The sequence below is a fragment of the Nostoc sp. genome, from assembly GCF_036918245.1.
In the GTDB taxonomy this organism is placed as follows: domain Bacteria; phylum Cyanobacteriota; class Cyanobacteriia; order Cyanobacteriales; family Nostocaceae; genus Nostoc.
The window spans coordinates 1-11,732 of sequence record NZ_JBALEF010000031.1; the positions used below are offsets into that span (position 1 = coordinate 1).

General features: G+C 40.8%; 9 protein-coding genes, 1 tRNA gene, 1 rRNA gene and 1 pseudogene. 9 read left to right on the plus strand and 3 right to left on the minus strand.

Annotated features, from left to right (window positions below; all coding sequences use genetic code 11):
• A 16S ribosomal RNA gene (locus V7L12_RS07095) occupies positions 1-94 on the minus strand; the annotation flags it as partial.
• Positions 95-770: 676 nt separating this feature from the next.
• Between V7L12_RS07095 and rsmA the strand changes: the two genes are divergently transcribed.
• The 9 genes and pseudogenes from rsmA to V7L12_RS07140 all read left to right on the plus strand — a co-directional run bounded on the left by rsmA (position 771) and on the right by V7L12_RS07140 (position 10,499).
• A complete protein-coding gene (rsmA, locus tag V7L12_RS07100) occupies positions 771-1,613 on the plus strand; it encodes a 16S rRNA (adenine(1518)-N(6)/adenine(1519)-N(6))-dimethyltransferase RsmA (RefSeq protein ID WP_334822743.1) in 843 nt (280 codons plus the stop codon).
• Positions 1,614-1,688: 75 nt separating this feature from the next.
• Positions 1,689-2,657: a 4-(cytidine 5'-diphospho)-2-C-methyl-D-erythritol kinase gene (ispE, locus tag V7L12_RS07105; RefSeq protein WP_335083365.1), complete on the plus strand. Its 969-nt coding sequence runs from the start codon at positions 1,689-1,691 to the stop codon at positions 2,655-2,657.
• Positions 2,658-2,821: 164 nt separating this feature from the next.
• A complete protein-coding gene (locus V7L12_RS07110) occupies positions 2,822-3,151 on the plus strand; it encodes a DUF3082 domain-containing protein (RefSeq protein ID WP_335083367.1) in 330 nt (109 codons plus the stop codon).
• Positions 3,152-3,512: 361 nt separating this feature from the next.
• Positions 3,513-4,118: a sporulation/spore germination protein gene (locus V7L12_RS07115; RefSeq protein ID WP_335083370.1), complete on the plus strand. Its 606-nt coding sequence runs from the start codon at positions 3,513-3,515 to the stop codon at positions 4,116-4,118.
• Positions 4,119-4,287: 169 nt separating this feature from the next.
• A tRNA-Gly gene (locus V7L12_RS07120) sits at positions 4,288-4,359 on the plus strand.
• A 1-nt stretch (position 4,360) separates the two neighbouring features.
• On the plus strand, positions 4,361-5,131 hold the full coding sequence (locus tag V7L12_RS07125; RefSeq protein WP_335083372.1) for a hypothetical protein: 771 nt from the start codon (positions 4,361-4,363) through the stop codon (positions 5,129-5,131).
• A gap of 204 nt (positions 5,132-5,335) precedes the next feature.
• Positions 5,336-8,692 (plus strand): helicase-related protein, encoded by a 3,357-nt coding sequence (locus V7L12_RS07130; RefSeq protein WP_335083373.1) that lies wholly within the window; start codon positions 5,336-5,338, stop codon positions 8,690-8,692.
• A gap of 349 nt (positions 8,693-9,041) precedes the next feature.
• Positions 9,042-9,449, plus strand: a pseudogene (locus tag V7L12_RS07135) (AlbA family DNA-binding domain-containing protein); the annotation flags it as partial.
• A gap of 6 nt (positions 9,450-9,455) precedes the next feature.
• The gene (locus V7L12_RS07140) at positions 9,456-10,499 is read left to right on the plus strand and encodes an ATP-binding protein (RefSeq protein WP_335083379.1); all 1,044 of its coding nucleotides are present in this window, start codon (positions 9,456-9,458) and stop codon (positions 10,497-10,499) included.
• A 556-nt stretch (positions 10,500-11,055) separates the two neighbouring features.
• On the opposite strand, the gene V7L12_RS07145 is transcribed toward V7L12_RS07140, so the two are convergent.
• Both V7L12_RS07145 and V7L12_RS07150 read right to left on the minus strand, forming a co-directional pair.
• On the minus strand, positions 11,056-11,184 hold the full coding sequence (locus tag V7L12_RS07145) for a helix-turn-helix domain-containing protein (RefSeq protein ID WP_335083375.1): 129 nt from the start codon (positions 11,182-11,184) through the stop codon (positions 11,056-11,058).
• A gap of 47 nt (positions 11,185-11,231) precedes the next feature.
• Positions 11,232-11,546, minus strand: a complete 315-nt coding sequence (locus tag V7L12_RS07150) for a hypothetical protein (RefSeq protein WP_335083377.1) — start codon at positions 11,544-11,546, stop codon at positions 11,232-11,234.
• Positions 11,547-11,732 lie beyond the last annotated feature (186 nt).

The window sequence follows — 11,732 nt, forward strand, 5'->3', positions numbered from 1 at the left end:
CCGTCCGCCACTGTGCCCGAAGACACCGTTCGACTTGCATGTGTTAAGCATACCGCCAGCGTTCATCCTGAGCCAGGATCAAACTCTCCGTTTTGTTGTGTTTCGAGTTTGTGGCTCCGAAAAAAATATTTTCCGGAATCCTATTTATAATTTTGACTATGCTTTCGGGTAATCCCAAAAACAAAATCTTTTGACGAGGATTGGTTTTTTCTTAAGCTTTCAAAGTATTATGTTTTTTAGGTTCAGCAGTGGTTGGCGTCTGTCGCCTTTCCACTTAACTAGAGTAACTAGTCATCCCCTAGTTTGTCAAGGGGTAAATTTATTTTTTTTCTAAAAGGGCAAATCGCTTGACTGGCATTACTTTCAGGTTAATGGGTTAAGCAACAGGTGGGAGGCGAGAACGAAGTGGCTAAACCTGACTGTGTGAATAATGCAGGTTGCTTGTCCCTAAATGGGATCTGATGCAGGTTGAGCGATTATAGTAATGATTATCGAAAAAAGCAGGAGTATTCTTGCTGGAGGGATTTCTCCTAAATCCTTATGCCTGAACTAAGTATATAAGGGCAGAATTGTTGCGGAGCTTGCAGTTTGAGACTTCCATCCTACAGGTGACACTTGTATGGGCATTTACACGATCGCCATCACTACGTTTGTGGAGCGTTTGGAAGACAAGATAGGCGTTACAGTGAGTCTAGCGCTGTAGAGGGACTTCAAAATTTATAATGAGTTTTTGAGAAAAAGCTAAAAACTAGACTAGGCAAAAAATACAGATGATCCGACCGCGTAAGGTCTTTGCTCAACATTGGCTCAAAAGTGAAAAAGCGCTCAACGCAATTATTCAAGCAGCAGAGTGTACAGAAAGCGATCGCTCCCTCAAAGGTGATCGCGTGCTGGAAATTGGGCCTGGAACTGGCATTCTGACTCGTCGTTTATTACCCTTAGTGCAATCTCTGGTTGCAGTTGAAATAGACCGCGACTTATGCCAACTGTTGTCAAAGCAGCTTGGTAAGACTGAAAATTGTTTACTGCTGCAAGGCGATTTTCTCACTCTAGATTTACCATCTTATCTGGCAGCCTTTCCCAATTTCCAACAGCCAAATAAGGTCGTAGCCAATATTCCCTACAACATTACAGGGCCAATCATTGAGAAACTACTGGGTACGATTGCTAACCCTAACCCTGAACCATTTGACTCAATAGTTTTACTGGTACAAAAAGAAGTAGCACAAAGGTTATATGCTAAACCAGAATCAAAAGCTTTTGGGGCGTTGAGTGTGCGGGTACAGTATTTGGCTGAGTGTGAGTTAATCTGCACAGTCCCAGCGGCCGCATTCCATCCACCGCCAAAAGTCGATTCAGCAGTGGTGCGATTGCGCCCCCGAAAAATAGAGATACCAGCACTTAATCCCCGACAGTTAGAAAATTTCTTAAAGTTGGGGTTTGGTGCCAAACGCAAAATGTTACGAAATAATTTGCAATCAGTTATAGAACGCGATCGCTTGAGCCACTTACTGGAACAATTAAAAATAAATCCCCAAGCCAGAGCCGAAGACCTCAGCGTTCAGCAATGGGTAATTTTAGCAAATGAATTGGGAGTGCAGATTAGGAAGTAGGGGACAAGGCAGATTTTTCCCCATTCCCCATTACTCATTCCCAGTTCCTCATTCCCAATTCCCAATTCCCAGAAAATGCGTTCCTACAACTTAATTGCCCCTGCCAAAATCAACTTGTATCTGGAAATCATTGGCGATGCCTCCGGCGGGCTACGCCAACGCCCCGATGGCTATCATGAGTTAGCCATGATACTTCAAAGTATCGGACTTGCAGACCAAATTGATGTACGTTCCATCAGCACTGACAATATCCGTGTTCACTGCAACCACCCACAAGTACCGACAGATAAAAGTAATCTGGCATACCGCGCGGCAGAATTAATGATGAGGCAATTTCCCGAAGCCTTTGCTAAATATGGGGGCGTGGAGATTAACATCAACAAGCAGATTCCTGTGGCTGCTGGGTTGGCTGGGGGTTCGACGAATGCAGCAGCTGTGTTGGTGGGGATAGATTTATTGTGGAAGTTGGGGCTAACTCAGTCAGAATTAGAGGAATTGGGAGGTAGACTTGGTTCAGATGTACCGTTTTGTGTAGCGGGTGGAACTGCGATCGCAACAGGTAGAGGTGAGCAACTTTTTCCGCTGCCGAGTTTAGATAGTATCTATATAGTGTTAGCAAAATACCGCAGTTTGGAAGTTTCCACCGCTTGGGCATACAAAACCTATCGACAGCAATTTGGTCATTCTTATATTAGAGATAGCGACAACTTGACAGCGCGTGCTAATGCAGTTCATTCAGGAGCAATAGTAAAAGCTGTCCTAGATAAAGATGCGCGAGAAATTGCCCGAAAACTCCACAATGATTTAGAACGAGTTGTATTATCAGACTATCCCCAAGTGTTGCAACTGCGAGAAGTCTTTGCAAATCAAGAAGGTGTTTTAGGAACAATGATGTCTGGTTCTGGCCCAACTGTCTTTGCTCTTTTTGAGTCTCAACAGCAGGCAGAACAAGTGAAGTTACAAGTTAGGGAAGCAATTCTTGATGATGACTTAGAATTGTTTGTGACTCGGACAATTACACATGGTATTCAGGTGGCATCTTGAATTTAAATAAATCTTTATCGTTAAATAGAGTATAAGAAATAAGCTGATGAGTTTTTTAGTTGCATAGTAAAAATGCAGAGATGCAATTTGAATGACGATTAGCTGAGGACAATAATTATTCCTAATGCTCCAACCCAAAATCTAACATCTAAAATCTAAATATTATGAATGGCCAAAATCTAACGCCGCAAACAGATGCTAAAAAACAGGTGACAGCTAGTCCGTTCCGCTGTTTTACTGGGGCGGTGATTTCTGGAGGAATGGGATTTGCAGCGTATTCGCTAATGATTGCGATCGCGACAAACTTTGCTAGTAAACCGATCCATTCAATCAATCCATTAGTGGTGAAGATTTCTTCTGCTGTCCGCACTCTGGTAGTTGGTGTAGTTGCTTTAGGTAGCGGGATTTTTGGTATAGTGGCAATTGGTTTGTTGGCTTTGGGAGTGCAATTATTAGTGCAGCAATTGACGAAGCAAAAAAGTAGTGAAAACTAGTAATTTGCTTTTAATCAGTAACCTAAAGGACAAGTTTTTCTAAAACAGCACGATTTACCCCTACTGTGCAAAGAGTTGATTTTAGTCTTGCCAAATTTATTTAACATGAACAGCAGGTGCAGATGCAGTGCTACTTGTTTTAGTCAAGCTTTTTGGGATTGACGTAGACACAAAGCCGCTTGTTGTCAGACATCACTCCTTTAATAGCAGATGTTGTAATTTTGGTAAATAGTATAAAATTTGACTTTAACAAGTTTCGAGTTGACACTTTATAGACTGGCTCAATATTCACGAATTTATGCGGAATTGATACCAGCGACACTGAAATCGATAACAGCAACATCATTTCTAAGCAAAATTTATGAACACAATCAAGAGATATTTTTTACCCCTTATTTTTGTGACAATGGTTGTGAGCCTCGGTAGTTGTAGTTCTAACCCCACCGCGAGTAATATTGACAGCGCAACGTCATACCCTACCACAGCACCGACGAATAGCTTATCGTCTCAGACTCCCAGCCAAATTCCTAGCGTAGCTCAGTTGAGAGAAAAATCTCCTAATCAAGAATCTTCTAAGGAAAATAAGCCTTCCTCATCAACTTCTAAAGTTGCCGCTAGCAAAACTACTAGCGTAACACTATACACAAGTGATACGCAATGTCAAAAACTAATTCCAGAAAAGGTTTCAGTACCAGCCAATGAACCAGTGACAAATGTCGTGAGTAAAATCTTAGAAAAACGAGATACAAGCGACTTTAGCTTGTCTGGGTATCGTGTCAACATCAAAAATGGTATTGCTACAGTTGATTTACGCATATCTCCTGAGTCAAAGCGGCAAATAGCTTCTCTTTCTAGTTGTGAACAGTTTGCTCTGTTTGGCAGTCTCCGCAAAACCCTAACGAGTAATGCTCAATGGAATATTAAAGAGGTTCGCTTTACCGAGCGAGGCGAGGACATTGTTCTTTAGTTAAATATGGTAGTAAGTGCCGTCATCAGCTAGCTAAAAAATTTCCCAATCGAACAGCCGCATGACTCATGCATCAGTATTTGCCAGAGTAGTATATGTTCTAGGCAATTGAAAACAGCTGCAAATAGTGGTATATTTTATTTTAGTACTAAGTTTATGGTAGCAATTTGCGGGTGTAATTCAGTGGTAGAATGTCACCTTCCCATGGTGAACGTCGTGGGTTCGAGTCCCATCGCCCGCTTTTGTACATTCGCACATTATGTGTCGCAATTCGCAAACTTCGGCAACGCTGCGGCCAGAAACTTCTGTGTATTGGCACTAGTGCCACCATGTCTTCCGAAGGTTCCCGCCAGCAACGCCGTCAGGTAGTGGCAGATGTTGCTAGTAAATTATTCGGTGTAGAAATTCAACCCAGCAACGTCATTGATGAAACTTTAGAACGTTCTATCAAAAGTGCTGCACCCACCACAGAAAAATTGCGGGAAAGCATTATTCAAGGTTTACCTCCAAAGTCCGAACAAACCTTAGACGCTTTTAAACAGCATTCCCTTAGCCACTGGGTAGAGATGAACTTTGGTTTAGAAGACAAACAAGGACATCTCGTCCGCCGCACACCCATCACCCTAGAAACAGGTGCAAATCAACTCGCAAATGAAACCCAACTCAACGAGGAAACTTGCTTAAATATCCTCAAACAGATATTTCTTTGGGGAAGCAAAACTAAGGGGTTGGCATTCCGCCTGCATCAGTTTATTTCCCAAGGCGGTAGTGTTTACGCCACCATTGAAAATCGAGACAAACGACTTCTCACCCTGGAAGGTCAGTACACAACCACCGAAAACCGCCTGCTTTATCCCCTCGTCTTTTGTCGGGAATGCGGACAAGACTATTATGTGGTACGCTACGATTCTGAAAAAGATATTGTACTGCCCCAATTACCCACAGCCTTAGATAGTCTTGACAATGAAGACATCAAGGAAGGCTACCTAACCCTTGATGAACCCGGACTTTGAGATAAAGAAGACGAAGAGAGACTTCCCGACTCATGGTTTAAAGAAACTAAAAAGCAAGGGCGTATTCCCGAAAAAAAATATGCACCTTTTATTCCCCACAAACTGCAAGTTCTACCCAACGGTAAAGTCATAAACTCTGTATTACAGGGAACTACCTGTTGGTTTATTCCTAAACCCTTTCTTACTTGTCTCCACTGCGGTGTATTGTATGACCAAAAGAAAAACGAATTTACCAAACTCTCTCGTCTAAGTAGTGAAGGACGCAGTACCGCAACTACTCTACTTTGTCTTTCTACCGTTAGTCGCCTCAAGCAAGTTTTCACTGGCGAGAAAGCCAAAGCCGCAAAAATCCTCAGCTTTACTGATAACCGTCAGGATGCTTCATTACAGGCAGGACATTTCAATGATTTTGTCCAAACCAGTTTCTTGCGGGCAGCTTTGAATAATGCTATTCAAGACAATCAAAAGTTAACTCACAAAGCACTAGCGGCGGAAGTTGTCAAACAGATGGGTTTATCTCAAGCAGATTATGCCATTCAAATTGCAGAATTTGGCATTGGTAAACGTAAGAATGAAGAAGCTTTTAGTAATTTAATTGAATATCGGCTATACGAAGATTTACGTCGCGGTTGGCGAATTGTCCAGCCAAATCTAGAACAATGCGGTCTATTAACTATAGAATACGCCGAACTATTAGCAACTTGTGAAAATACTCAACTCTGGCAAAAATACCGCCATCCAATTTTACTGCAAGCCTCACCGTCACAAAGATATTTTGTTGTTAAAACCTTTCTTGACCACCTCAGAAAAAAATTGGTAATTGATGCCGAAATTTTACAACCAGAGGGTACAGAACAACTGAAAAAGGAAGTATCCCAAGCACTAAAAGACCCTTGGACTATTGATACTTTTGAATATTTACACGAAGCTAGTTGGGCAAGCCTCAGCCCCACCGAGAAAAAAGGTAAATCACGGCGAAATACAATTAGACTGACATTTCGTGGTGAAATCGGGCGCTTTCTGCGTTCTAATCGGGCATGGAATTGGTTGCAAAAACCTTTACCAGAGTCAGATTATAACCAATTAATTAATGCTCTGGTAAATGCTTTGGCTGATGCAGGTTACTTATACAAAAAGTCAGAAGAAGTCCAACTAAAAATTAATTCAATGGTCTGGGTAGCCTCAAAATTAAGTGAAACTCCCCCCGACCCTTTAACCTCGCGTCGCTTGCAGGGTAGCGACAGAAATACTTCTGTCAACCAATTTTTTCAAGACTTCTATCAAACTAACGCTCATCAAATTAAAGCATTAGAAGGGCGAGAACATACCGGACAAGTAAAAAACGAAAACCGCCAGAAACGAGAAGACGCATTCCGTCATGGCAAATTAGCAACTTTATTTTGCTCTCCCACAATGGAATTGGGGATAGACATTTCCGACCTCAGCGTTGTCCATCTGCGGAATGTTCCCCCCAGTCCAGCCAATTATGCCCAACGCAGTGGTCGCGCTGGGAGAAGTGGACAGGAAGCTTTAGTAATTACTTATGCCTCCATTGGTAGCGGTCACGACCAATATTTCTTTAAACGCCAAAGTCAAATGGTTGCTGGTGTTGTCGCCCCACCAAAATTAGAACTAGCAAACCAGGATTTAATTAAATCTCATGTGTATTCAATTTGGCTGGCACACACTGGCTTATACCTGGAAAATTCCATGAACCAAATTCTGGAGTTAGATTCGCCGGACTGTCCGCTAAAAGAAGATGTCAGTCAGCAAATCACTATGAGTCAGGAAAAATTAGCCAAATGTTTGGCAGCCACAAAACTGATTTTATCTGATACATTCTGCCAAAACGATCTGAACAAAACCTCTTGGTATTCTGAAAATTGGTTACAGTTTACCCTAGAAAATGCACATAATGCCTTTGATCAAGCTTGCGATCGCTGGCGTAGACTATACAAAGACGCAGTTGAACAATTAGACAAAGCCCGCGACAGCACAAGTCGTTACACCAGAGGCTATGCGACTCAAGAAGAACGAGATATCGCTAAAGCCCAAGAAAAAGAAGCATTGCGACAAATTGACCTGCTAGTGGGACAAGTGCAAGGTAAAAGCAATAATCAGTTTGAATTTTATCCCTATCGTTATTTTGCTGCCGAGGGATTTTTACCTGGGTTTAACTTCCCCCGCTTACCAGTCCGGGCATTTATTCCCACAGAAGAAAGTGGCGAATTTATTTCCCGCCTCCGCAGCGTGGCTTTGAGAGAGTTTGCCCCTGGTAATGTTATTTACTACGAGGGTAGTAAATTTATGGTGGCTAAAACCAAAATCCCTGTTGGCGGTGCTGACTATCAACGGGTAAATGTCTGCTTTAAATGCGGTTATTTCCATGAAGGGGCAGCCAGTCACCGCGATACCTGTGAGAACTGCGGGGCAAAACTTGCCGATAGTAACAATAATAAGGCTTTACTTACACGCTTATTATCAATGGAAACTGCGATCGCCTGGAGACGAGAACGCATTACCTGCGATGAAGAAGAACGCCTTAAATACGGTTACAACATCACGACTCATTTCCGTTACGACCAGCAAAAACGCCAATCAGCAACGGTACAGACTGCCGATGGTACAGAATTATTACGTTTAACCTATGGCGCTACAGCAGACATCTGGCATATTAATCGCGGATTGAACAAGAAAAAAAGTGAGGAACGAGGATTTAAACTCGATATCAAAACTGGTATTTGGGGCGATGCCAAAAACGACTCCGCAAAAGATAGCATTCACGCCGACGTTAATTTAATGGTGAAGAACACCTGCAATATTCTGGTTGTTGAACCATTAAGTGTACCCACAGACCAAAGAGAAGCTTTTATTGCCACCCTGCAATATGTCTTGGAAACTGCCATCCAAGCAGTGTATAAATTAGAAGCCGATGAACTAGACTCCGAACGCCTGGGAGACGGGAAATATTTGCTGTTCTGGGAGGCTACGGAAGGCGGTGCAGGTGTTCTTTCTCAACTATTAGAAAAACCTAATGCTTTTCAAAAAATAGCCGATGCAGCTTTAGATATTTGTCATTTCAAAGAAACTAAAGATAATTGTGTCCAAGCTTGCTATGAATGCTTACTTTCTTACCGCAACCAGTTCGACCATGCTTTGAGAAATCGCCATATCATCAAACCTTTACTTGACGAACTGCAAAAAACTACAGTGCAGATAGAAGGAATATGTCGTGATGAACAGTATCAACAACTGCTGCAACAAACAGATCCAAATTCTGAATTTGAACGCGTAGTTTTACATGAAATATATCACAGAGGATATAAATTACCCGATACTGCACAGGAATTGATTCCAGAGTCAAATTGTAAGCCAGATTTTCTTTATAAAGAAGATTGCATTGCTGTTTTCTGCGACGGTTCAGTTCATGACAGCCCTGAAAAACGCAAGCAAGACCAAATTGAACGGGATAATCTCAAGCACAACACCAGTTACCATATTCTTGTCCTACGGCATGATGAAGATTGCCTAAGAGAGTTGACAAAACTAGCAAGTTTGTGAGTGACTTTAGAGTGCGATCGCTTTGACTTGACATAATATATACAAGATGACCAACATAATTACGACTCTTGCGTTGCTTTTATCGTACGGCATTAAAATCGCAGTTTTATAAAAAGTCCCCAAAATCTAAAATCCAGTTACACCAATGAATATAGGCTATGATTAAGTTTTATTTATTATTCAATTCCATAAAATTAACTGAAGAGCCATAATTACTTTGTAATATTACGATGTTCAATTTAAATAGGAAATGAGATAATTAGATGAAAATCACTTAAAGAGGATTTTTTTATTTATTATATACTTTTCTTAATTTTATATAGGGTTTCTACCATTTTTAAGCAGCAATATGGATACAGTTCATTTAAAATCAATATTACTCACACTAACATCATTAACTCATGAAACAGAGTGGGTTGAATTCAAAGTAAATAATAATAACCCAGAAGAGATAGGGGAATACTTATCAGCTTTATCTAACTCTGCAACTTTATATGGAAAAAATACCGCTTATATTGTGTGGGGAGTAGATGATATTAGTCACGATATATTAGGTACTAAATTTAAACCTCGGTTAGAAAAAATTGGAAATTAAGAATTAGAAAATTGGTTAGTAACCCAATTATCTCCTAGAATAAACTTTAAAATCTATGAGTTCACTTTTGAAGAAAAAAATATAGTTTTTTTTGAAATACCTAAAGCAAACTATGTTCCTGTTCGCTTCAAAGGAGTTGAGTATATCCGTGTAGGTAGTTACAAACAGTTGCTTAAAGATTTTCTTGAGAAAGAGCGGGAATTATGGGCTTTATTTTCGCTTGAGCCATTTGAAAAAAGTATAGCTTTAGAAAGTTTAACCGTGGATGAGGTCATAACAAATCTAAATTACCCAGCTTATTTCGATTTGACAAAACAAAGTCTACCAGATAATCGGGATGGCATAATACAACGATTAATCTCGGAAAGACTTATTGTACAAAAAATAGGTAATATCTTTGATATAACAAATCTAGGAGGTATTCTTTTTGCAAAAGATTTACGAAACTTTGAACGCTTGTCTCGAAAGGCTATTAGAGTAGTAATCTACAAGGGTAAGAATAGGGTTGAGAGCCTGCAAGAGCAAACTGGCATCAAAGGTTATGCTACTGATTTTGAAGGAATGCTAGGGTTTATTAATGACCAACTACCTAAAAATGAGCAGATTGGTCAAGCATTTCGCAGAGAACAACGGATGTACCCAGAACTAGCTATTAGACAATTAGTTGCGAATGCAATTATTCACCAAGATTTTAATATAAGTGGTACGGGGCCGCTCATTGAAATTTTCACTGACAGAATTGAGATTACTAATCCAGGTGTACCGCTTATTGATACAATGCGGTTTATTGATCAACCACCTCGTTCTCGTAACGAGGATTTAGCTGCTTTTATGCGCCGTATTAACATCTGTGAGGAGCGGGGAAGCGGTATTGATAAAGTTATCTTAATGGTAGAGCTTTTGCAGTTACCTGCCCCGGAATTTCAAGTCACAGCTAATCACACAAAAGTCACACTTTTTGCTTATAAGAAGTTGGCGGATATGGACAAAGCTGATCGAGTCCGAGCTTGCTACCAACATGCGTGTTTGCGCTATGTATCCAATGATCGCATGACGAACTCATCACTAAGAGAGCGGTTCTCTATCAAAGACGAGAACTACTCAATGGCATCCCGAATCATATCAGACACAATCGATACAGGCTTGATAAAACCCTACGATCCAGAAAATATGTCTCGCAAACATGCTAAGTATATACCATTCTGGGCATAATTTGTCTTCTACAATTCTTATGTGACTGTCATGTGACTGAATGAGAGATTATCTGTAAAATTGCAAAAGGTTAAGTTGTTGAAACTCTTAACCAGCTTGCTTTACACCTATTTTTAATTAATGATGCTTATGTGATTGGCATGTCCACGCTTGGCTTAAATGAAAGTTAAAAACAGGAATTGTCTACACTGCTTCTGACACTTCGCCATTCCTACACAAAGTGTAAAAAATGTGAGCATTGAGGAGCATGGCCATGAAGATTGAAGCTAGACCAGTCCAATTTTCCCTAAACCTTGTTTTCAAGACGAATTTTACTTTATGCAATTTTATCTCTAGAATTCTACCGTGTCTGGGTGACAAATATTACTGCATCTGTTTCATAGACGTATGTTTTTCTTAGACATCTAGAGGTCAATAACTCTTTGACGCTTTGCCATCGTAGCAAAAGACAAAAAATAGTGAGGGCATTGTACCTTGCACGCAATCTGCGGGAATTGGGAAAGGTGTTTCGCAATTAGTACATTTGGTAAAAAGACGCAACTGGTGGCGATCGCACTCACGCCACATCAACAATAGAAACAACCTTATCATCACCACCATCCGGGGCATATTCCAAAAGCTCACCAGGCTGGCAATTCAACGCCTTGCAAATCCCGTTTAAGCGTTCTGGTGTTAATCGCGGCATCTCGTCAATGATTAAGTTCACGTCTTTTTCTTATTTGGAGTTTTTTGTCAATAGTGCTTCTGACGCTTGGAACTTGATGCTGACCAAGCTCTTACATACGAAAGTTTTTTCCTATCCTCTTCCCGATAGTGAAAAGACGCTCGACTTTTTCCCACATCTCTGGGGCCAATTACTCGACCGCATTGTTTCAATATTCGCAACTCATCTAACCATTTGAAATATTCTGAAGCACGATCAGTTGGTATGAAGCAATTATTAAATATCTCTTCAACTTCAACGACTTTAGCAAGTTGAGCATTTAAATCTAGCTCAGGAGCTAAGGCTTCAAGAGAGGACTGAATAGCAAGTTGCGATCGCGCCATAAATATACCAAATCTTCTTCAAATGTTGTTTACGGTTAGGGACAAGCAGCTTGTGTCTCCTGCTCTTGAGTGTCAACTTGACCAGATAGTCCTGGTTGCAGTTCTGTTTTCTGAGGCTCTAGTTCTTCCCTTGAAACTCTCTGTGGCAAGAGTTCCAGTTTGTCATCTTTCTTTGAAGAAACATTA

What these genes read in the sequence shown, in the direction of transcription:
- V7L12_RS07145 (WP_335083375.1), bottom strand. Translation starts at nt 11,184, where the DNA reads ATGCCGCGATTAACACCAGAACGCTTAAACGGGATTTGCAAGGCGTTG.
- rsmA (WP_334822743.1), top strand. Translation starts at nt 771, where the DNA reads ATGATCCGACCGCGTAAGGTCTTTGCTCAACATTGGCTCAAAAGTGAA.
- ispE (WP_335083365.1), top strand. Translation starts at nt 1,689, where the DNA reads ATGCGTTCCTACAACTTAATTGCCCCTGCCAAAATCAACTTGTATCTG.
- V7L12_RS07110 (WP_335083367.1), top strand. Translation starts at nt 2,822, where the DNA reads ATGAATGGCCAAAATCTAACGCCGCAAACAGATGCTAAAAAACAGGTG.
- V7L12_RS07150 (WP_335083377.1), bottom strand. Translation starts at nt 11,546, where the DNA reads ATGGCGCGATCGCAACTTGCTATTCAGTCCTCTCTTGAAGCCTTAGCT.
- V7L12_RS07115 (WP_335083370.1), top strand. Translation starts at nt 3,513, where the DNA reads ATGAACACAATCAAGAGATATTTTTTACCCCTTATTTTTGTGACAATG.